Origin of the sequence: Neobacillus citreus (assembly GCF_018343545.2) — a bacterium.
Classification (GTDB): Bacteria; Bacillota; Bacilli; order Bacillales; family Cytobacillaceae; genus Neobacillus; species Neobacillus citreus.
In genome coordinates, this window is the sequence record NZ_JAGYPE020000057.1 from 1 (window position 1) to 20721 (window position 20721).

Genomic DNA, 20721 nt, shown 5'->3' on the forward strand with positions numbered 1-20721 from the left:
AAATCTGGAACGACCCCATTTTCTTTTAATGCTTTGCAAATGCGGGCAGCCTCATCATGCTCAAGACTGACATGTCCACTGCGGCGGGAATCCTCACGAGGGTTTCCGATGATGAAATTCATGTTAGCTAACTCATGTTCAATTAATTTCATTAGATATTGGGTAAGATGCAAAGATTTCTGCCGAATATTCTCAATCCCGGCTTCAGCAAACATCTCCAGGGAGCCAATAAGCGGGGCGAGGCTCAAAACATGCGGTGTGCCAATTTGATAAGCGGCCGCTGTTTCCGCCGGTGTAAAGGTATGCTCCAGGTCAAATTGCTTCTCTTTGTTCGAGCCAAACCATCCAGCTAAACCAGGGGATGCCCCAAAATGTTTTCGATTCACATACAAACCACCGACGGCCCCAGGCCCTCCGTTTAAATATTTGTAATTGCACCAATAGGCAAAATCAACATCCCATTCGCTGAAGGAATGGGGGATGGCGCCAATTGAATGGCAGGCATCAAAGCCTATTAAAATATTGCGCTTGTGTGCTTCCAAGGTTAACCGTTTCATATCCAGCACTTGGCCGCTCCGGTACAAGACCGTCGGGAGGATAACCAAAGCAACGTCTTCGGCCATTGACATGATAATATCGTCCTCATCTATAAATCTCCCATCCTGGCTCTTCACGCGAATAAGGTGAGCATCTGGATTAAGACCATGAACCTGCAGCTGGCTTATTAAAGCATAAATATCACTAGGAAAGTTTAATTCATCCGCTAATATTTTCGTGCGGGAACCTGTTGGTTTATAAAAAGTAGCAACGAGCTGATGGAGATTAGTAGTTGTGGAACTGCTTGCAATTACTTCGTCAGGAGCTGCCCCTATAAGCGGTGCGATCATTTCTCCTACTTTTTCTGACAGGAAAAACCATGGCTGCTTTCCTTTTGTCCAGCCGTCAATTCCATAGTCCTTCCAATTCTCGATAGTATCGAGAAGTGTACGTTCCGCCCGTTTGGAAAGTAGTCCTAACGAATTCCCGTCCATATAAATGGAATCTGACTTTATGTAAAATTCATCACGGAACCTCGATAGGGCATCCTCCTTGTCTAACATCCTGGCAAACCCTTGTGTCGGCGAAAAATCTTCTACGTGCATTGGACCCCTCCTTCTCTAATTAAAATATATTCTAATTGAATCTTAACAATGAATTGGAAAAAAAGGCAAAAAAAATAGATTGGTGACAGCACCAATCAAGATTATGGGAAGTTTTAAGAAATGAGTTCAAGGAACTTATTTCTTAATTAAGTTACTTTTATAATAGTGAAAAGTTATGTAGAAGTTAGGGGAAAGTTGTGGGGAAGTTGTGAAGATTTACTCTTGTTACCTTGCTCAAAACCTGTATTTCCCCAATTCCTCGAAAACCTTTCTTAAAAATTTGGTACAAAATGGTTCAATTTACAGAATAATTGCTTTATAATTTTATTTGTAAACCAAATTGTGTTTTTAGTTAACAAATAAAATTAGAGGTGATAATTTGAGTTGGTCAAAACTAGCAAATCAAGTGATTGATGGATATGTTTTAACAAAAGAGCAAGCCAAGGAAATCCTGCTTTCCAAAGACGATGAAATCTTGTCCCTGGTCAATGCCGCCTATGAAATTCGCAGACATTATTATGGGAAAAAGGTAAAGTTGAATTTAATAATCAACGCTAAAAGCGGCCTATGTCCGGAGGATTGCGGCTATTGCGCACAGTCGATTAATGCGAAAACCGAAATTGACCGGTATACCCTTATCAGCAAGCAGACGATTGTCGAGGGTGCCAAGGAAGCGAAGAAAAACAAAATTGGTACATACTGCATCGTCATGAGCGGACGGAAACCGACCAACAATGAGGTCGATACCGTCATTTCAGCAGTTCAGGAGATTAAGAGCGAGGTCGAGCAAATCAAGATTTGCGCTTGTATGGGGCTGGTTAACGAAGAGCAGGCAGTCAGGCTGAAAGAGGCAGGGGTGGACCGTTTCAATCACAACATCAACACAAGTGCAAATCACCATGCCAATATCACCACCACACATGATTATGACGACCGTGTCGAAACGATTGAAAATGTGAAAAAAGCGGGGATTTCCCCTTGCTCCGGCGTTATTTGCGGAATGGGAGAAACCGATGATGATATCGTTGAGATGGCCTTTGCGTTAAGGGAACTGGATGCTGATTCCATTCCGGTTAATTTCCTTCATCCAGTCAAAGGAACGAAGCTAGAGGATCTAAACGAGCTGACTCCAATCCGTTGCCTCAAAATATTAGCACTGTTCCGCTTTATCAATCCGACAAAAGAAATCCGCATCTCCGGAGGCCGTGAATTTAACTTGCGTTCACTGCAGAATCTAGGGCTGTTCATCGCCAACTCTATATTCGTCGGCGATTACCTGACAACTGCCGGCCAAGGGGCTAGTGAAGACTATCAACTAATCAAAGACCTTGGCTTCGAAATTGAAGACAACCCATTTGAAACAGAAAGCCAGACATTGGCGGAAACCTTCTAAAAAAATATGCCCTTCACTTTACCACTAAAGTGAGGGGCTCTATTTTTTAAGGACAAAAAAATAGATTGGCGCCAGCACCAATCAAAATTATGGGAAGTTTTAAGAAATGAGTTCAATGAACTTATTTCCTAATTAAGTTACTTTTATATTAATAGAATCTTGTGTAGAACTTATAGGGAACTTGTGTGGAAGTTGTGAAGATTTTCGCTAGCCGATGATTAGGTTAATATCTTTAATTGACTCCATGTTCCTTCCCATTTCTTTGTTTTAACCCGATTAAAATAAACTTTTTTAAGCTCCATATTTGCCAAAAATAATGGAGTCGGTTTAACTTCCATATGAATCAAATCCTCGATTCCCCATGGGGCAGCAATTACTAAGTTGTTTTTTTCATCGAGTTTTACTCCAACTGCTGTTGCTGTTTCGGGAAACTTCGAAATACCATCCACAGCAGAAGAGTAGGGATTCAGGTTGTTAACAACATGCATTCTGGCTTGATTTTTAACCGACCATGGGATGTCAGGCCTCAAGATTTTTAGTTTATCTTCAAACATCTTTTCTTCATACTCATCGATATTTTCTGGATTAAAATAAATTACATCGATATCCTGAAGAGGGGTCCTAGCGGTAAATCCATGGAGTACATCCCAGATTTTTGAGCGGACAAACCCGGCGCATACCCACCAATCAGGCAGATTCATAGTTTGTACTATTTTTAAAATATCCATCATCCAGATATCTTCTCTAATAACTTGAATAATATCTTCCTGATTTTTGATAATTTTAACACTCCTTAACTATTTTTTAATTAACGTAGTCGATATGAAGTACGGCTTAAATAAAATCTAACATATTTTTCCTATGAGGTCCCGTAATTCCTTTAAAATCTATGACACCTGGACAAATTAAATCCCTGGTTTTATGAAAGGCTCATAACACCCGAACGATATAAAAAAACGATGCTCCGGTCGTTATAAATTATAACCCCAGCAAAAACATTCCGATCCGGTAAAACCTTTTCCAAAAATTTTCGTCTAAATTAAAAGAGGTGATACATAAATTGAAAGCAATCATATTTGATTTTGACGGACTGATTGTGGATACAGAAACGATTTGGTTCCAAGCGTATAAAGAAGTCTTAACTAATGAATATGGACTAACCCTTACCTTGCAGCAGTTTTCCAAAGTCATAGGAACAGACGACACCGAACTATTTGCTTATATTCAAGAAAATCTGTCGACGCCAATAAATCCCGAAGCCATTGAAAACTCTGTCAAACAAATAGTTTTAGAAAAAATGAAGGAGCTTGCCGCACGGGAAGGTGTGGAGGAGTACCTTAAGGAAGCAAAAGAATTAGGATTGAAAATTGGCTTAGCATCTAGCTCGACACGTGAATGGGTGGAAGGTTTTTTGCAAAGGCTCGATATTCTTAAATATTTTGATGTGATTAAAACGAGGGACGATGTTTCAAAAGTGAAACCTGACCCAGAATTATATATTCAAGCTGTCAAAGCACTAGACATCAAACCATCCGAAGCTGTTGCCTTTGAGGATTCCTTGAACGGACTTAAAGCGGCGAGAGAAGCAGGAGTTCATTGTGTGGTAGTGCCGAATCAAGTCACATCGCATTTAGAGTTTTATGGCCATAGTCACAGGCTATCTTCTATGGCAGAGATAAAATTGAAGCAATTATTGCAAAAAATTAAGGGGGATGCATTTGAACGGTTATCAAATCAGACTTGCGACCAATAAAGATGAACAATTTTTATGGGAAATGCTCTATCAAGCTATCTATATACCGGAAGGACAGCCGAGGCCATCCAGGGATATTTTGAACGAACCGCATATTGAAAAATCTTTAAAAGGCTGGGGCCGAAACGGGGATACGGCTATTATTACAGAGGATAATGATCATCATCCCATCGGTGCGGTTTGGGTTCGATTGTTCGATGAATCCAATAAAACCTACGGCTATATCGACAGTCAAACTCCTCTATTGGGAATGGCGCTTATGCCGGAATACCGGGGAAAGGGGATAGGGACTGTTCTGCTTGGCGAAATACTAAGAATCACAAAAGAATCAGGATATAAAGGAATTTCTTTAAGCGTTGACCCAAACAATCCTGCCCTGCAGTTATACAAGCGATTTGGCTTTAAAAAGATTGGTGTTGATGGAACATCTTGGGATATGCTGGTGACATTCTAATGGTAAAAAAGGTGACGGCACAAAAGTGTGTCAGTCACCTTTTTTATCATTACTCCAAGCCATTTTTATAGGCTTTTTAGCTGATGCTTTTTGAATTTATCGATATATTTCTTGATGTCTTTTTATGCAGCCATTGATAAATAATCGGAATGATAATAAAGCTGTTGATGGTCGATGTTACCATACCGCCGATCACGACGATACCAAGTGTTTGCGAAATCACCGTATCTGCGTTATGAGATAATGCCAGCGGCAATAAGGTAAGCACTGTCGCTGCTGCTGTCATCAAGATTGGTCTAATCCTTGAAAGACTGCCATTCAAAACTGCTTCCTCAACAGGCATTCCCTCTTTTCGATTTCTTTCAATTTTGTCTATCAACACAATTCCATTCGTTACGACAATACCTGTAAGCATTAGAATGCCGATTAATGCTGCTAAATTCCATTCACCATGGAATAAAATTAACGCAATAACCACACCGCTTAATGCCAGCGGAATGCTTAATAATACTGATAATGGCGCCTTCCATCCTTTGAAGATAGAAGAAGTAATGAGCAATACTAACAGGATTGAAAAGGCAACTGCAACCGACATATCAAAAATCATGTCTTTTACTTGTTCGGTGATTCCTCCTAATGAGTACGTTACATCTTTAGGAAGTTTCATGCTGCTTAGAGCAGTTTCTGCTTGGCTTGACACTTTGCTAATATCGTTTGATGTTATCTGTGCTGTTACCAAAGAGAAAGGCTGCCCATCCCGTTCGCTAACTGTTGATGGGGACTGGTCTTTCGAGATTTTAGCGATCTGGTCAAAACGGACCGCTTCACCATTATTTCCATTAAACGTTTCAGCAGCAAGGGATGATAAAACATCATCCGCAGAAGCCTCTAATGTAATATTTGAGTTTTCACCTGAGGCGATTTGATCTAAATATTGGTCCACAGGAAATGCCTTGTGATCAACTGTAATCGTGGCATCCTTAGAGGCAGACATGTAACGGTTCACTACGGTTAGAATGTCCGCCACTTTAACCCCTTTATCCTCTATCGCCTTTTGGTCAAACGTCACCTTGTACTTAGGCGCACCGTTTGTTAAATCCACTTTTCCATCGACACTCAAGTCTGCAATTTTCGATAGGTTTGTTCGTGCTTCTTGCGCTACCTGATCCAATGTCGCTTGGTCGGAACCAGTAAACAAGATACGCATTTGTGAATCATCACCAGAAATGTTCTGGCTTGTTACTGTATAAGTAACATCCTTCGATAATGATGGAAGCTGTTTTTGTAACTGTTTAATGACGGAATCTGCATCCTTGTCATTTTTCAAAACAACAGAAAGGTTAGCAACATTCGGATAGGTGATAAAGCCGCCGCCTTGGTCAAACACGTCGTCACTTTGTGGTGTCATCGTTGAACCAAAATTGGCTGAATACGCATCGACTTTTGGATTTGCCTTTAATGCTTTTTCAATTTTTTGCACTTCAGAATCGACCTGGATTAGGGTGCTTCCTTTAGGTAATTCTGCTTTTATGGCAATTTGTCCGATTTTTCCGCTAGGCAGTAAACTTACTGGAAGGAAAGCGGAATAAATGCCAGCTCCTAAAAATACTAAGATTGACACAATAATCATTGCTTTTCTGTGCTTAAATGCAGATTGCAAAATTGGTTTCATTTTTGCATCGAGTTTGACCGTTTGTTTTTCTCCGTTTCCGCCTTTCCATCCCATAAACGCAAGAGCAGGAATGACAAGCATGGCAACAAAGAATGAAATGATAAGCGCAATCACGACAGACCAAGCGAAACCGCTGTATGAAGCACTGATGACACCTCCAACAAAGGCAATTGGAATATAAACCGCAATAGTCGTTAAGGTAGAGCCTAAAATTGCTGGAATCATTTCAACAACAGATGAAGCAAGAATGGAAAGCAGCGGTTTATCTTTCGATTCTTCCCGTTTTCGATACATGTTGTCTAAGATAACGATGGAATCGTCGACAATTCGTCCCATCGCAACGATTAATCCAGAAACAGTTAGGATGTTTAATGTGATGCCCATTGTCTTCAAGAAAGCCGTTGTCGCTAACAATGAAATTGGCAGCGAAATCGCAATTAACAGTGTCGATCTTACATTTCGGAAAAAGAAGAACACACAGACCATAGAGAATAAGCAGCCGAGCAAACCTTCTCGAACTAAACCGAAAAGAGAGCTGTTTAATTCTTTTTCTCGGTCAAGTAAAACTTGGAACGAAATGTCTTTTGAATTGACTGTGTCCAAGTGAAGATGAGCAACACGATCTTTAACTTGTTCTGCGACATCAGTAATATTGGCTGATGGTGTTTTAATTACATTTAAAGTCACGCTTGGTGCTCCGTTTGTTCTTGAAACAGTCTTCACGTCATTCAAGGAATGAGTAATTGTACCGAATGCCGATACAGGAATAACTTTTCCTTCCTTATTCTTAATTGTTGCGTTTTCCATTTGCTGCTCAGTTAATGGCAGCCCGTCAAAGGAAACAGGAATCGATAATTGGTTGTTTACAATATTGCCTTGTGGCATGGATGGAACTGCCAAAGCAAACGATTTATTCACATCATCCAATGTTAAACCGTTTTTCACAAGGTCTTTCATGCGGACAGTTAATACATATCCATCTTTTGCTCCACCGATTGCAGATACATCCGCTACACCAGGAACGGATTTTAATTGTTTGATTATTTCCTGCGTTGCAGTAGATCTTAGTGTTTGTTCATCCATTTTTGAACTTGTTACACTGTAAGTCAAAATTGGGAATGAGCTTGTTGTTAAGCGAGTCACTGAAGGACTACTTGTAATCGTTGACGGAAGGTCAGCATTTGCCAAGGCTTTATTTACTTGATCCTCGGCTGCCTTCATGTCTGTATTCATTGGAAAATACAAACTCATAAATAATCCGCCGTCATAAGAGGTCGTTTCCACATTGGACAAACCATCCACTGTTTTGACGGCACTCGAAAGGTTATCGGTAACCTGCTGTTTTACCTGAGCCGCTTGATACCCAGGAACTCTCATGCTTACTGTCAGGGTCGTATTGTTAATCCCAGGCAAGTAATCCCGCTGCATCTGGTAAGCGGAGATGCCTCCCCAAGCCAGTATGATGACAACACACACAATCATTAGAATGGCTCGTTGCATGGTTGCCTCAACTAATCTTTTCATTGTTTTTCCTCCCATATATGTTTTAACCCAGAACATGATCTTTTTCTGCTGTGAATTCATGAATGGACTTGCAATAAAATTGGGCACTTCAAAGTATATAAGACGAGTCTGTTTGTTCACTTAATAAAAGATTAATATTTCATTAAGATGGAAAAATCTTTTAAGAATAACGGAAGAATGTATAGAAAAAACTAAATTAGTGGAGGATTTAAAAGTCAGGGGGGACAACCTTGTTCAAACATTTAATAAAAACGATTCCTAATTTATTTACATTAGGAAATTTATTGTGCGGTGTTCTTTATATAACCTTGAATATGAGTGGCTTTATCGAATCAGCCGCAATTTTTATATTTTTTTCAGCTGTTTTTGATCTTCTTGACGGAAGGATTGCAAGAAAATTAAAAGTAAACAGTGAACTTGGGGTTGAACTGGATTCTTTAGCAGATATTGTGAGTTTTGGGGTAGCTCCCGCACTTTTATTTCATTCGATAGCAGCACCATCCATTCTAACTTCCATAGCATTTATGCTTTTTCCAATGATGGGGGCATTAAGATTAGCCAGGTTTAGTGTCAAGCCAACCATCGGCTATTTTAAAGGCCTGCCCATTCCAGCGGCCGGCCTGCCGCTGGCTGGGATGGGATTCTTCTCATATAGCAATGCATGGATTACCTTAATCCTAGCCCTCTTAATGGTAAGTCCAATTAGGGTTAAAAAAATTTAATTAAATTTTCCTTTTTAAAAAAGCTAGGAACCTTCATATTCGTAGCTTTTTTATTTTATCCATTCGCCTTTTTGTTTTCTTAATAAAGGATTAAGAATTCATTAAAATAGTAAATATATGTTTTGTGGTGCTACATTGTATTTAGAACGACCTTTTGTTTTCCTTTTTAAAAATTTTGGAGGCATGTATATGTCACATTTAATTACTTTATTTGAACAGCATAGTTATCTGATTCTATTTATAGGAATTTTTCTAGAATTAATGGCTCTGCCTATTTCAGGCGAATTTTTAATGAGCTATGCTGGCTATTTTGTCTATCAGGGAAAAATGAATTATATTTTAGCGCTTCTGACAGTTTTTTTAGCAGGAGGGGCAGGAATAACCGCAACGTATTGGATTGGGAGAGCGGGAGGATATAAACTTATAGAAAAATACGGAAGATATATTCATCTTGGACCTGAGCGGTATAAAAAAACAGCTGCTTGGTTTGAACGGTATGGCAGTAAATTGTTGATTTTTGCCTATTTTATACCTGGAATTAGGCATTTTACTGGTTATATATCCGGGATTTCAAAAATGCCGTTTAAAAAATTCATCATTCCTGCTTACTTAGGGTCTTTTTTATGGGGGATTTGCTTTATTACTTTAGGAAAGGTCTTGGGGCCCCGCTGGGAGGTTTTTCATCACGCGGCAAGTAAATACTTCGTTATCTTTATCATTGTTTTGGCTGTATTGTTAGCAGGCTATTTGGTATATCGTTATTTTAAAAATCAAATTAAGGACTTTCTTATTCATTTCATACAGGGGTTATTAAGTTATCTAAAAACCGTTAGAAAGACAGAAATCTTCCTTGTTTTTCTCACTTTTGTTTTAATAGGTATGGTGACCTTGATGCTGGGAATGGCTCAAGACTATTTATATGGTGAGTTTAGTCAGTTCAATGAAATTACTGAATATATGGTTGAATCCTCCATTTATAGGAAATGGATGAAAGTTTTTCTTGTATTCCAATTTCCATATGCCTTCGGTGCTATGATCGGAATTACCATCATCCGTATTTGGAGAAAAGGAAAGGACAGGGTACTTGAGTTTCTATTACTCTTTGTTCCAATTTTAGGGGCAAGGTTGTTTCATGAATCAGTCCTTCAGCTTTTTTCCTTTCTTGAATCGATCGGGTTTGTAGGGAAAATTCATTCAAGTAATTTTCCTGATTTACTTAGTACTTTAACAATTATCATTTATGGGACTTGCTTATTTTTGCTCGTCCGTCATTCGAAAAATAATTTTATACATCTCTTTGGTTCTATATTTGGTGTAATCTTATTAATAGAAATTGCAGTAGCAAATATAGCATCAGCGGAAGTACTTCCAAGCGACATAGCTGGAGGATATGTATATGGTGGCGTCTGGATCTTTTTTAACTTTTTAATGTTTGAAATGTTTCGGCTTGTATTGGAAAGAAATTAAGTTAATAAAAGTCTTTGGAAGGGCGAATGTTTCGTGAAAACACATATTTTAGTCATTGAGGATGAGACGCAAATTGCTCGTGTCTTAAAGATGGAGCTTGAGTATGAAGGGTATCAGGTAACAGTTGAACACACTGGAAAGGCAGGATTAGAAACGGCCTTACAAACAGAAACTGATTTAATTTTATTGGATGTCATGCTGCCAGAGCTAAGCGGAATGGAAGTATTAAGGAGATTTAGAAGGGAAAACACAGTCACTCCTGTCATTCTTTTGACAGCACGGAATTCAACTTTTGACAAAGTATCAGGGCTAGATCATGGTGCTAATGATTATGTCACAAAGCCTTTTGAAATTGAAGAACTCCTAGCCCGTATTCGCGCGTGTCTGCGGAATCGCCCGAATGGGGAAAAATCTCAATTGATTGTAGAGGATCTTATTATTAATAAGGAATCAAGAGAAGTGAAAAGGGACGGAAAACCCATTGCATTAACACCGAAGGAATATGACTTCTTGGTCTATTTAGTCATGAATAAAAATAAGGTCGTCACACGTGAGAACATCATCCTTAATGTATGGGGCTATGAATACGAGGGAGAGACCAACGTAATCGATGTTTTTATCAGACATCTGCGAAAAAAGGTTGACGAGGGCTTTTCTGTCCCGTTAATTACAACAGTCAGAGGGATTGGTTTTACGATAAAGGAGAAAACGGATGAAGATCTCGACGAAAATTAACCTGTTAACAACGGCTTGGATGCTTTGTATATTAATACTCGTTAATGTTGTTGTCTTCTTCTTATTTATGAAAACGACCATCAATATGGAAGAGGATATGCTCTTTCAAAAGGCTGCAGATATTGAAAAACAAATTGATAACAGCCAATCCCCGCATGATATAGACGACAAGTTAAAAGGACTATTATCCGAATACTCCTATATCCGAATTATCGGGCCCTGGAACACTGTCGTCCACGAGGTTTCGAATGATAAGGTATTATCCAGTAAGATAAAAGGGAAATACGCAGTTAATCAACAGTCACAAACTTACGTAATTTCTGGAAAAAACGGGGAAGAACAAGTATTAGTTGTTCATTTTCCGATTAGTACGAAGCAATTGAAAGGAAGCCTCGAGCTTGGAGAACGATTAAAGGGTTTAGAAGCAAGAAAAGAGATTCTTAGAGCGATTTTAATATTTAGTACGATCCTTGCTGCCTTATTATCTTTACTAGGAGGAAGATGGCTGTCCAATATAATCATGCGACCGATTTCTAATATGATTACAACCATGGAGGAAATTGAAAAAAGCGGTGTTCCGAAGACCATCACAATACAAAATAGGGCAAAGGACGAACTGCAGACCTTGGCTAAAACATTTAATCGGATGATAGATCGGCTTCAGGAAAATCTAGCGAAGCAATCGCAGTTTATTTCTGATGCCTCTCATGAATTAAAAACCCCGTTAACGGTAATTAAAAGCTATGCAAATCTGCTGAGAAGGCACGGCCTTGAAAATCAAGAAATGGCTGACGAAGCCATTCAGGCTATTCATTCTGAGGCAACGAGAATTCAAAAAATGACTGATACCTTTTTGGACTTAGCCACCCTGGAAAAGGAAACGGAATTAGAAATCAACGAAGTAAACCTGGTTTCTTTATGCCAGAGTATTTTAAAGCAACTAAAACAAGTCTATAGACGAGAAATAACATTAGAATATGACATGTCCCCGCTCATTGTTCATGCAGATGAATTAAAACTCAAACAAGTAATTATCATTTTGCTGGACAATGCCATGAAATATAGCCAGGAAAAAATTGAGGTTTTCTTAGAGCAGAAAGGACAATTTGCCATTATTCGTGTAAAAGATTATGGGATTGGAATCCCGCGGGATGAGATTCATAATATCTTTGAGCGGTTTTACCGAGTTGATAAAGCGAGGAGCAGAGAAACCGGAGGAACTGGACTGGGGCTGCATATCGCCAAAAGTATCATGAAATTGCACAAAGGTGAAATAGAAATAGAGAGTAATGAAGGATCAGGAACCACTGTAAAATTACTTTTGCCTAAATGAAGCAGGTCAATCCAAAACCAAAAAAGCTGTCAGTCACCGTACTGACACCTTTTAAAGTTAGTCCTGCATTTTTTGATAATCTGGGCTTTTCTTTTTCACTATTCGAAGCCATTCTTTTAAACCAAATTATTTTTTTAAAATGTGATTTTTTTTACTTTGGTTTCCTTCTGAATTGCTATATAATGGGTATAACAAGTTCACAATTTAGACAAAAATTCATTTGAGTATATAGCAAAAACTTTTCGGAGGGATTACTAATGATAAGAGCGGCAGTTGCAGGTGTTGTAGGTTTCATTTTGATTTTTATTGAATCCATGATTGTCATGAAGTTTAAAGGCTATGCTACGATAGAATTCGGCGGCCTTACGCCATTTATTAACGTTTGGGCAATGAATTTCTTTGCTGTTTTTGCTATTCTGACACAGGTTACAAATTGGTACGTTAACAGACAGAGTTTCAAGGAAGATAGCAGCTATTAATCTACAAAAGACAAACACCTCCATCTCAAGGCTGAGATAGAGGTGTTTTTTAGTTATGCAGTATGTTTAACCGGGTTGTTTGTTTTTAAAACTGCTTTACGGAAGAATGGAACAACCCAACGGTCTAATCCGATGCGGCCAGCATTGTAGCCTGCGGCTAAGATAATCACTCCAAGGAAAATGTCAGTAGGAATGTGAGATACAGTTCCTGCAAGGAAGAACGCAAAGTTCATTACTAAAGCAAAGAACGCAGCGGCAGTTGTTAAGCAGCCTAACATTAATCCTAATCCGACTAAAACTTCTCCCCAAGGAACGATAAAGTTAAAGATATCAACGTTAGGAAGGGCAAAGCCTTTTAAGAATTCCACATACCAGCCATAAACAACGGCACCATCAGGACCTTTTACAGGGTTAGCAGTCACTCCTTTTAAAAATCCTGCGGCGTCGAATCCTCCTGTTAACTTATGAAAACCTGCGGTAAACCAAGAATACCCAAGATATAAACGTAAGACAGTTAAAATACCAGCGGCAATTTTGTTTTCTCTTAACCAATTTGCAAACATATGAAACATCTCCTTAAAAAGGTTTAATAAGTAATGAATAATTTCTACACTGTTAATATAGCAAATTTAATTTGAATTGAGAGGTTTTTGTACGCTAATTCACATATCGGTCAAAAAGCTTTGAACACTTTGTTACATGACGATATTGGAAATGCTGGAGGCGGAAATCGACTGATCTCAGGCTGAAAAGAATTCGGGCAGAACAAAATAAAATCGCCTCAGTTCGGCTGGAACTGGGGCGATTAATGGTTGTTAAGCGGTTTGTTTAATAGGTTCTTTTCCTTTGATTACTGCTTTACGGAAGAATGGAACAACCAAGCGGTCTAAACCGAAGTGACCGGCGTTGTAGCCTGCAGCTAAGATAATCACGCCAAGGAAAATGTCAGTAGGAATGTGAGATACAGTTCCTGCAAGGAAGAACGCAAAGTTCATCACTAAGGCAAAGAATGCAGCGGCAGTTGTTAAGCAGCCTAACATTAATCCTAAGCCGACTAAAACTTCTCCCCAAGGAACGATAAAGTTAAAGATGTCGACGTTTGGAAGGGCGAAGCCTTTAAGGAATTCCACATACCAGCCATAAACAACGGCACCATCAGGACCTTTTACAGGGTTAGCAGTCACGCCTTTTAAAAATCCTGCCGCATCGAATCCTCCAGTTAATTTATGAAAACCTGCGGTGAACCAAGAATACCCAAGATATAAACGTAAGACAGTTAAAATACCAGCGGCAATTTTGTTTTCTCTTAACCAACGAGCAAACATTTGAAACATCTCCTTAAAAGGTTTATAAGTTTTAAATAATTTCTACACTGTTAATATATCAAATTTAGTTTGAATTGAGAGCTTTTTGTTCACTAATTCACATATCAGTCAAAAAGCTTTGAACACTTTGTTACATACTGGAAGGGAAGATAGTTTAGGAAAATTTTTCAAATAAACATCTTGATTTAACTAAGGTTATTAGTTAAAATAAAACTAACGATATTAGTTAAGGGGTTGGTCATAATGAGAATGATCAAGAAGGGATATTTGTATCAGGTAACGTTTATGGCGAATTTGTTTCCGGTGAATTGCTATTTAGTGGACGAAGACGACGGTTTAACCCTAATTGATGCGGCCTTAGGGTTTGGTGCAAAGGGAATATTGCAGGCTGCCAAGAGAATTGGAAAACCTATTAAAAAGATTGTTTTAACCCATGCCCATGAGGATCATGTGGGAGCTATGGATTTGTTAAAGGAAAGACTGCCGGACGTCCCTGTTTATATTTCGGTGAGAGATAACCGATTAATGTGCGGCGACCGTTCCCTCGATTCCCATGAAGATCAGACCCCGATTAAAGGCGGTGTGCCGAAGAAATTGAAAACTAGAGCCAGTGTATTATTGAAGGAAGGGGATGAGCTTGGACACTTAAGGGTGGTTGAATCACCGGGCCATACACCTGGGTCGATATCATTTCTTGATTTGCGGACGAAGGCTTTAGTAGCAGGTGACGCCTTCCAGACAAGAGGAGGCATAGCGGTTGCAGGGGATATAAGACCACTGTTTCCATTTCCCGCGTTCGGTACGTGGAGCAAACAAACCGCTCTAAAAAGTGCTAGCAAACTGGCTGAATTGAACCCAAGTTTACTTGCTGTCGGACACGGGGAAATGGTAGAAAACCCTGTTGCAATCATGGCGATGGCAATCAATAAATTCGAACAGAAATTACGAAAAAAGGAGCATTAAAATGGCTAGACCGAAAGTTGGACTTGAATTATCCGCGATACTAGAAGTGGCAGGGGACCTTGCTGACCAATATGGCATGCAGGAGGTTACCTTGGCAAATCTGGCAAAAGAGCTGAACATTCGCCCGCCTTCTCTATATAATCATTTCGATGGACTGCCAGGATTAAGGAAAAAGCTGGCTATCTATGGACTCAACATGTTGTATGATGAATTGGCCCAGACAGCTATCGGGGTGTCAGGCATTGTTGCGGTGCTATCGATTAGTCAGGCTTATGTAAGCTTCGCCAGGAGACATCCTGGAATCTATGAGGCCACCTTGATGGCACCGGATCCGGAGGATGTTGATGTCCAGCAGGCGGGGGCAAAAATAGTCGACCTTTCCGTCCGGGTCCTGCAGGCTTTTCATCTCGAAGGTGATCTCACCATCCATGCTGTAAGGGGACTGCGGAGTGTCCTGCACGGATTCTCGTCCCTAGAGCAAAGAGGTGGATTCAAGATGTCATTGGATTTGGATGAGAGTCTGGAAATTGTCATAAGAGCGTTTATGGTTGGATTAGAGCAGCGTGGAAATTTTTAAGCTATGGGATGGGTGAAGGGAATCTGGTATAATAAAGGAAATTTTCGATTTAAGGAATGATCACTTTGCAAAGACAGGCGAAATTAGGATTAATGCTGGATGTGGAAACTACGGGGCTGGGACCGACTACTGATGAGGTTATTGAACTGGCCCTGAAGTTATTTTCCTACTGTACGGAAACTGGTGAAATATTAGAGATTTTGGAGGAAGACTCCTTTTTGCGAGAGCCGCTTTCGAACTCGGCACGCAGGAATTATGATAGGGCTTATCGGGTTCATGGAATACCATATGATTTGGTTCAGGGCAAAAGCTTTCATGATGTAAAAGTTAAAACCTATTTTCAACGTGCTGATTCTGTTTTTGCCCACAATGCTTCCTTTGACCGCAGTTTCCTTTATCACATGTACCCGGAAATAAATGACTTGCAGTGGTTCTGCACGATGAGGAATGTGCCTTGGAAACAGTATGGCTTTCCAAATGGCAAGCTGATTACCCTTTTGGAAGCCCATGAAATCACAAACTATCAAACACATAGAGCGATGGACGATATTACATATTTGATGGAATTGCTTAAGCGGACAAGTCCAAAAGGTAACCTTTATCTGCAAGAAGTTCTTGAATTTGGACCGATGAGAAAATACCAGCCGGCTGCATCAAGAGCGAAGATGGGTTAGTTGTATCCGATTTGTGCTGCCCAAACTATTGAAAAAACGAGTGTAATAGTCGCCAATAGGCGCCTGAGCTTCAGAAAAAAACGCATCGGTAAGCCCGATGCGTTTTTTCTACCCATTAATAATCGTCCCACCATTCACATGAATCATTTGCCCGCTCATATAGGACGAATCCTCTGAGGCTAAGAAAACATAGCTTGGCGCCAGTTCATGAGGCTGCCCGGCACGCCCCATTGGAGTATCTGATCCGAAAGTGGCGACCTGGTCCGCCGTAAAGGTCGATGGAATAAGCGGAGTCCAGATTGGACCAGGGGCAACCCCGTTTACGCGGATTCCCTGCTTCGCCAATGAAAGGGCTAACGAACGAGTAAAGGTGACAATCGCTCCTTTTGTGGCCGAATAATCAAGCAATTGTTCATGTCCATGGTAAGCTGTTATGGAAGCCGTATTGATGATGGATGCTCCTTTCTTTAAAAAAGGAAGCGCCATTTTCGTCATATAAAAATAGGAGAAAATATTGGTCCTGAATGTTTTTTCCAGCTGCGCTGAAGTGATATTTAAAATACTTGGCTGCGGGTGCTGCTCCGCTGCGTTGTTAACCAAAATATCCAATCCGCCGAACTCATCAATTGTTTTCTTCACAACCTCTTTGCAATAGTCCTCATTGCCAATATCGCCAGAAAAGAGAAGACATCTTCGTCCTTCGGCTTCTATGATTCCTTTGGTTTCCTCAGCATCCTGATGTTCTTCTAGGTAAACAATTGCTACATCTGCACCTTCTTTAGCAAAATAAATCGCAACTGATTTTCCAATTCCACTGTCACCGCCAGTAATAATCGCGGTTTTTCCGGATAATTTTCCGGCCGGCTTATAGTTGGAATTAACGGAAATCGGCTTTGGGTTCATTTCACTCTCAGTTCCCGGCTGATGGTTTTGATGCTGCGGCGGAAACGTCTGCTTTTTTTGGCTTTTATTGCTGCTCATTTTCTAACCCTCCATTGATTTTCATCTCTCGTTAGTGTTAGAAAAATGAGGAAAATTATGATGTTTAAAAATAAGTCTTAGTATTGGGAGGCTCTTTAAACAACAAAGGCTCTGTTGCAATTGCTGCAAACAGAGCCGCTTTGTGTATTATTCGTGGGGTTTTCCTTCCGTAAACACTTGAAAAAATATGCCAAATTTATCGATTACGGAACCATACGCAGGGCTGAAGAAGGTTTCCTGCAGAGGCATCTCCACTTTCCCGCCTTCTGAAAGGGCTTCAAACATCTTCTTTGCTTGCTCAGCATCATTTGTTGAAATGCAAATGGTCACTTGAGTCCCGCTTTGATGCTCCTGTCCAGGGAAGGTGTCAGAAAACATAATTTCAGACTCACCAACTTTAATGGTCGCATGACTTACCAGATCCTTGGCTTCAGCAGGCAGAGGATATTCTGGATTTTCAGGCATGTCACCAAAACTTTGCTGGAATAAAACTTGGGCATCCAGTGCCTGTTGGTAGAATTGAATTGCTTCCTTTGCATTTCCTGCCATTACAAAATAGGGTATCAATCTTACTGTCATGAACATTCACTCCCTGAATTAATCATAATTTAATTTATTAGTTAACCTTTCAATAATGAGGCCTCCAATGGCCAACAGCCATATAAAGAAACACAATTTCTATTATTAACCAATAAATTTATTATAAGACACAGAACTAATGTTCGCAATAACTTTTCTTGAAAAAAGATACAATCAACGAGGATTGGATGGTCTGGAATTTATTTTAGTGTTCCAATATATTTGGATTGCGGCCGGTAGATGGTATTGTTTTCTGCTTGCTCCAGAACGTGGGCTGTCCAGCCGACGATTCTGCTTGCAGTGAAGGTTGGTGTGAAAAGGTTTGCCTCCATGTTGATGGCTTTCATGATGGCTGCGGCGTAGAATTCTACATTTGTATAAAGGGAGCGGCCGGGTTTTAACTCCTCTAACACCCTTACTGCGGTTTTTTCTGCGTCCATAGCAAGATCAAGCCAAGCATCCTGGCCAACTAGCTCCCGTAATTTGGCCTTTAAGGCAATGGCACGCGGATCGTGGGTTTTGTACACACGATGGCCAAACCCCATTAATTTTTCTCCTCTTAATATTTTTTCTCTCATTACCTTTTCGGCATCACCTGCCGCCGCAATCTCATCCAAAAGTTCAATTACTCCTGAAGGGGCGCCGCCATGAAGCGGTCCTTTCATCGTTCCAATCGCTGATGAAACGGCTGATACTAAATCAGATTCAGTTGATGCCGTAACCCTTGCTGAAAAGGTTGAGGCATTCATTCCATGTTCAAGTGTCAAAATCATATACGTTTCGAGTACCTCCACATGGGCTTCTAGTGGGATCGAACCATTAAGCATATAAAGGTAATTAGCCACATGATCCAATTCATTCAACGGAGCAACAAACTCTTTACCTTCCAGCTGTCTTTGCCGGTATGCAATGATTGACGGGGCGAGGGCGGTAATACGAATAGCCTGTGACACAGTCGGCTTCCAGCCATAATTGAAATTCCCGGCTTCAGCTGAAATGGCTGTTCTCATCACACTCATTAGGTCCATACCAAAAGGGAGCAGGTCGATTAACTTTTTTATATTTTCCGGAAGTTCACGGTTGCTCTTTAACTCATTTTTCAAAGCTCGTAACTGAGCATCATCAGGTAAGTAGCCGTGCCAGAGCAGGTAGGCAACTTCTTCAAATGAGTAACGATTAGTAAGCCTTCCGATTTCATATCCCCGATAAATAAGCTCTCCCTTTTCACCATCAATATGACTGATCAATGTTTCGGCGGCGACAATTCCTTTTAAACCCTTCTGAATCATACAAAATCTCTCCTTCCTTTATTTGTTAATAGTTTATATAATAAATTTGATTAATGAAATTAAATAATTTTAAACGAATTGATTAATTTCTTTAATAAGGAGGAGAATATGGAATTCCAATGGCTTAACACGTTTATTACGGCAGCTGATTGTGGGAATTTCCGCAGAACGGCGGAAATCCTTTATATTTCACAGCCATCTGTAACGGTTCATATAAAACAATTGGAACAAGAGCTCGGTATTCAATTATTTGATCGAGATGGAAAAAAAGTAAAACTAACTGAAGCGGGGAGGAGATATTTGGTTCATGCCAAAAAACTGTTAAAGGTTTATCAGGGGGGACTCGAGGACATTCACTCATTTAGTCAAGGCTACACAACGAAATTTTCCATTGCCATATCACCTCTAATCGCAGATACCATCCTGCCATATGTTTTAAAAAGCTATACAAACAAGCATCCGGAAGTGGAGATCTCGGTTAAAATCATTGAATCCGTTGGTATCGAAGAAGCGGTATTAAGGGAGGAAGTTGATATCGGACTGTCCTGTTTACACAGCCTTCATCCTGAATTGATTAGTGAGCTTTTATATAGGGATAGGGTTATGCTAGTTGCGCCTCACGATGGGAGAGATTCCGAAACAGCACCACCGTTAGATGAAGAAGAGGTTCTAACATCGAACTATTTGTTAACCCATAATCACCCAGGTTACTGGGATGTTCTTTGCCACGCGGTAAAAAGCAAATATCCAAAGGTAAAAATGATGAAAGTATCACAGGTACACATTACAAAAAGATTCATCGTTGAAGGGCTGGGTGTCTCTTTCCTTCCGACATCAACGGTCAGAAGAGAGCTGCTAGAAGGGAGGCTCTTAGAAGTAGACTGCCAAACCATCCACCTGCCCGAAGCAAACACCTACGCCATCATGAAATACGACCACTCCAAACAAAAAGAATTTCTCGAGTTTATCTCAAACTATCGGATTTAAAAAACAGTGTCCGCCTGAGGCGGACACTGTCCACGAGCGGTGCCTGACACCACCCGTTATTTCAAATTAGTTAAGTATCGGTCTGTCACGATGCTGAGGTGGTGGATTGCATGGCCGGCGATGATGTAGGCGATGGCGCGGGTGGTGACCTCCGTGCCATTGGCGTTGCCGACATTTGTCCAGGCTGACTCTGGAATGTTTTCGATCAGCGTGATAGTTGCTTTCCTGACTGCGATGAAGTCAGCAAGGATAGATTTTAGTGGCAGCTCGCCCATTTGTGCTCCAGCCACATAATCATTCTCGTCAAACCCTGCTAATGGAGTCTTGTCGCCGCGGCCAACTCGAAGCAGGCGGTAGCTCATAATCCTCTCGGTATCTGCCATATGGCCAAGCACTTCCTTCATCCTCCATTTACCAGGTTCATAGCGGAATTGCGCATCTTCCTCTGAAATCCCTTCGAAAAGAGAAACCACTTTTTCAAGACTTTCCTTAAGAACCTGCAATAAATCTCCTTCTGGAACTAACTGAACATACGGTACATAATAATCTGGAAACTCATTGTTATTAGGTCGCTGCAACATTCGAAAAACCCCTTTCAAAGATTCTGAAAAAATAACTATCTTCATTTTAGAATTTTTTTCAATTAAATACCATAAAAAAAGAGCTGCCGCC

21 protein-coding genes are annotated in these 20721 nt (G+C 40.3%); 12 read left to right on the forward strand and 9 right to left on the reverse strand.

Features of this window, described 5'->3' with window-relative positions; genetic code table 11:
• Positions 1-1142: kynureninase (kynU, locus tag KHB02_RS23240; protein ID WP_241114037.1), on the reverse strand; the 1142-nt coding region annotated here is incomplete at its 3' end.
• Positions 1143-1521: 379 nt separating this feature from the next.
• Between kynU and bioB the strand changes: the two genes are divergently transcribed.
• Complete coding sequence (gene bioB, locus KHB02_RS23245) at positions 1522-2535, forward strand: biotin synthase BioB (protein WP_213146427.1); 1014 nt, start codon at positions 1522-1524, stop codon at positions 2533-2535.
• 218 nt (positions 2536-2753) lie between these two features.
• Here the strand turns inward: bioB and KHB02_RS23250 are convergent, their stop codons facing one another.
• Entirely contained in the window at positions 2754-3266 is a 513-nt protein-coding gene (locus KHB02_RS23250) for a nucleotidyltransferase family protein (protein ID WP_213146428.1), read from the reverse strand.
• A 329-nt stretch (positions 3267-3595) separates the two neighbouring features.
• On the opposite strand from KHB02_RS23250, the gene KHB02_RS23255 reads away from it, so the two are divergent.
• Positions 3596-4288, forward strand: coding sequence for an HAD family hydrolase (locus tag KHB02_RS23255; RefSeq protein ID WP_213146429.1), 693 nt, complete (start codon positions 3596-3598; stop codon positions 4286-4288).
• Positions 4254-4742, forward strand: a complete 489-nt coding sequence (locus KHB02_RS23260) for a GNAT family N-acetyltransferase (RefSeq protein WP_241114038.1) — start codon at positions 4254-4256, stop codon at positions 4740-4742. The genes KHB02_RS23255 and KHB02_RS23260 overlap by 35 nt, the downstream gene beginning before the upstream one ends.
• Positions 4743-4818: 76 nt before the next feature.
• Here the strand turns inward: KHB02_RS23260 and KHB02_RS23265 are convergent, their stop codons facing one another.
• The gene (locus KHB02_RS23265) at positions 4819-7938 is read right to left on the reverse strand and encodes an efflux RND transporter permease subunit (protein ID WP_213146431.1); all 3120 of its coding nucleotides are present in this window, start codon (positions 7936-7938) and stop codon (positions 4819-4821) included.
• A 230-nt stretch (positions 7939-8168) separates the two neighbouring features.
• Here KHB02_RS23265 and pssA point away from each other — a divergent pair, with 230 nt between their 5' ends.
• From pssA to KHB02_RS23290, 5 genes are all read left to right on the forward strand, one after another.
• Positions 8169-8660, forward strand: coding sequence for a CDP-diacylglycerol--serine O-phosphatidyltransferase (pssA, locus tag KHB02_RS23270; protein WP_213146432.1), 492 nt, complete (start codon positions 8169-8171; stop codon positions 8658-8660).
• 189 nt (positions 8661-8849) lie between these two features.
• A complete protein-coding gene (locus tag KHB02_RS23275; protein WP_213146433.1) occupies positions 8850-10127 on the forward strand; it encodes a DedA family protein in 1278 nt (425 codons plus the stop codon).
• Positions 10128-10160: 33 nt separating this feature from the next.
• Positions 10161-10862 carry a response regulator transcription factor gene (locus tag KHB02_RS23280; protein ID WP_213146434.1) on the forward strand — a complete coding sequence of 234 codons (702 nt, stop codon included), beginning with the start codon at positions 10161-10163 and terminating at the stop codon, positions 10860-10862.
• Positions 10840-12195: a sensor histidine kinase gene (locus KHB02_RS23285; protein ID WP_213146435.1), complete on the forward strand. Its 1356-nt coding sequence runs from the start codon at positions 10840-10842 to the stop codon at positions 12193-12195. Before KHB02_RS23280 ends, KHB02_RS23285 begins: the two co-directional genes overlap by 23 nt.
• A 257-nt stretch (positions 12196-12452) precedes the next feature.
• Positions 12453-12674: a hypothetical protein gene (locus KHB02_RS23290; RefSeq protein ID WP_213146436.1), complete on the forward strand. Its 222-nt coding sequence runs from the start codon at positions 12453-12455 to the stop codon at positions 12672-12674.
• A gap of 53 nt (positions 12675-12727) precedes the next feature.
• On the opposite strand, the gene KHB02_RS23295 is transcribed toward KHB02_RS23290, so the two are convergent.
• Positions 12728-13237, reverse strand: a complete 510-nt coding sequence (locus KHB02_RS23295) for a DoxX family protein (protein ID WP_213146437.1) — start codon at positions 13235-13237, stop codon at positions 12728-12730.
• A 252-nt stretch (positions 13238-13489) separates the two neighbouring features.
• Positions 13490-13999, reverse strand: coding sequence for a DoxX family protein (locus KHB02_RS23300; protein ID WP_213146438.1), 510 nt, complete (start codon positions 13997-13999; stop codon positions 13490-13492).
• Positions 14000-14242: 243 nt separating this feature from the next.
• Here KHB02_RS23300 and KHB02_RS23305 point away from each other — a divergent pair, with 243 nt between their 5' ends.
• The 3 genes from KHB02_RS23305 to KHB02_RS23315 are packed head-to-tail and all read left to right on the forward strand — an operon-like array spanning position 14243 to position 16213.
• A complete protein-coding gene (locus KHB02_RS23305; protein WP_213146439.1) occupies positions 14243-14962 on the forward strand; it encodes an MBL fold metallo-hydrolase in 720 nt (239 codons plus the stop codon).
• A gap of 1 nt (position 14963) precedes the next feature.
• Positions 14964-15539, forward strand: coding sequence for a TetR/AcrR family transcriptional regulator (locus KHB02_RS23310; RefSeq protein ID WP_213146440.1), 576 nt, complete (start codon positions 14964-14966; stop codon positions 15537-15539).
• Positions 15540-15595: 56 nt separating this feature from the next.
• The gene (locus KHB02_RS23315; RefSeq protein WP_241114039.1) at positions 15596-16213 is read left to right on the forward strand and encodes an exonuclease domain-containing protein; all 618 of its coding nucleotides are present in this window, start codon (positions 15596-15598) and stop codon (positions 16211-16213) included.
• A gap of 108 nt (positions 16214-16321) precedes the next feature.
• On the opposite strand, the gene KHB02_RS23320 is transcribed toward KHB02_RS23315, so the two are convergent.
• From KHB02_RS23320 to KHB02_RS23330, 3 genes are all read right to left on the reverse strand, one after another.
• On the reverse strand, positions 16322-17194 hold the full coding sequence (locus KHB02_RS23320; RefSeq protein ID WP_213146441.1) for an SDR family oxidoreductase: 873 nt from the start codon (positions 17192-17194) through the stop codon (positions 16322-16324).
• 147 nt (positions 17195-17341) lie between these two features.
• Positions 17342-17773: a VOC family protein gene (locus tag KHB02_RS23325; RefSeq protein ID WP_213146442.1), complete on the reverse strand. Its 432-nt coding sequence runs from the start codon at positions 17771-17773 to the stop codon at positions 17342-17344.
• Between the two features lie 200 nt (positions 17774-17973).
• A complete protein-coding gene (locus tag KHB02_RS23330; RefSeq protein ID WP_213146443.1) occupies positions 17974-19062 on the reverse strand; it encodes a citrate synthase/methylcitrate synthase in 1089 nt (362 codons plus the stop codon).
• 108 nt (positions 19063-19170) lie between these two features.
• Here KHB02_RS23330 and KHB02_RS23335 point away from each other — a divergent pair, with 108 nt between their 5' ends.
• Positions 19171-20049, forward strand: coding sequence for a LysR family transcriptional regulator (locus tag KHB02_RS23335; RefSeq protein WP_213146444.1), 879 nt, complete (start codon positions 19171-19173; stop codon positions 20047-20049).
• A 56-nt stretch (positions 20050-20105) separates the two neighbouring features.
• Here KHB02_RS23335 and KHB02_RS23340 read toward each other — a convergent pair whose 3' ends face one another.
• Positions 20106-20630 carry a DinB family protein gene (locus tag KHB02_RS23340; protein WP_213146445.1) on the reverse strand — a complete coding sequence of 175 codons (525 nt, stop codon included), beginning with the start codon at positions 20628-20630 and terminating at the stop codon, positions 20106-20108.
• Positions 20631-20721: the final 91 nt, after the last annotated feature.

Coding starts and splice junctions, on each gene's coding strand:
- KHB02_RS23250 (WP_213146428.1), bottom strand. CDS start 3,266: ATGATGGATATTTTAAAAATAGTACAAACTATGAATCTGCCTGATTGG.
- KHB02_RS23265 (WP_213146431.1), bottom strand. CDS start 7,938: ATGAAAAGATTAGTTGAGGCAACCATGCAACGAGCCATTCTAATGATT.
- KHB02_RS23275 (WP_213146433.1), top strand. CDS start 8,850: ATGTCACATTTAATTACTTTATTTGAACAGCATAGTTATCTGATTCTA.
- KHB02_RS23285 (WP_213146435.1), top strand. CDS start 10,840: ATGAAGATCTCGACGAAAATTAACCTGTTAACAACGGCTTGGATGCTT.
- KHB02_RS23290 (WP_213146436.1), top strand. CDS start 12,453: ATGATAAGAGCGGCAGTTGCAGGTGTTGTAGGTTTCATTTTGATTTTT.
- KHB02_RS23295 (WP_213146437.1), bottom strand. CDS start 13,237: ATGTTTGCAAATTGGTTAAGAGAAAACAAAATTGCCGCTGGTATTTTA.
- KHB02_RS23300 (WP_213146438.1), bottom strand. CDS start 13,999: ATGTTTGCTCGTTGGTTAAGAGAAAACAAAATTGCCGCTGGTATTTTA.
- KHB02_RS23305 (WP_213146439.1), top strand. CDS start 14,243: ATGAGAATGATCAAGAAGGGATATTTGTATCAGGTAACGTTTATGGCG.
- KHB02_RS23310 (WP_213146440.1), top strand. CDS start 14,964: ATGGCTAGACCGAAAGTTGGACTTGAATTATCCGCGATACTAGAAGTG.
- KHB02_RS23315 (WP_241114039.1), top strand. CDS start 15,596: ATGATCACTTTGCAAAGACAGGCGAAATTAGGATTAATGCTGGATGTG.
- KHB02_RS23320 (WP_213146441.1), bottom strand. CDS start 17,194: ATGAGCAGCAATAAAAGCCAAAAAAAGCAGACGTTTCCGCCGCAGCAT.
- KHB02_RS23325 (WP_213146442.1), bottom strand. CDS start 17,773: ATGACAGTAAGATTGATACCCTATTTTGTAATGGCAGGAAATGCAAAG.
- KHB02_RS23330 (WP_213146443.1), bottom strand. CDS start 19,062: ATGATTCAGAAGGGTTTAAAAGGAATTGTCGCCGCCGAAACATTGATC.
- KHB02_RS23335 (WP_213146444.1), top strand. CDS start 19,171: ATGGAATTCCAATGGCTTAACACGTTTATTACGGCAGCTGATTGTGGG.
- KHB02_RS23340 (WP_213146445.1), bottom strand. CDS start 20,630: ATGTTGCAGCGACCTAATAACAATGAGTTTCCAGATTATTATGTACCG.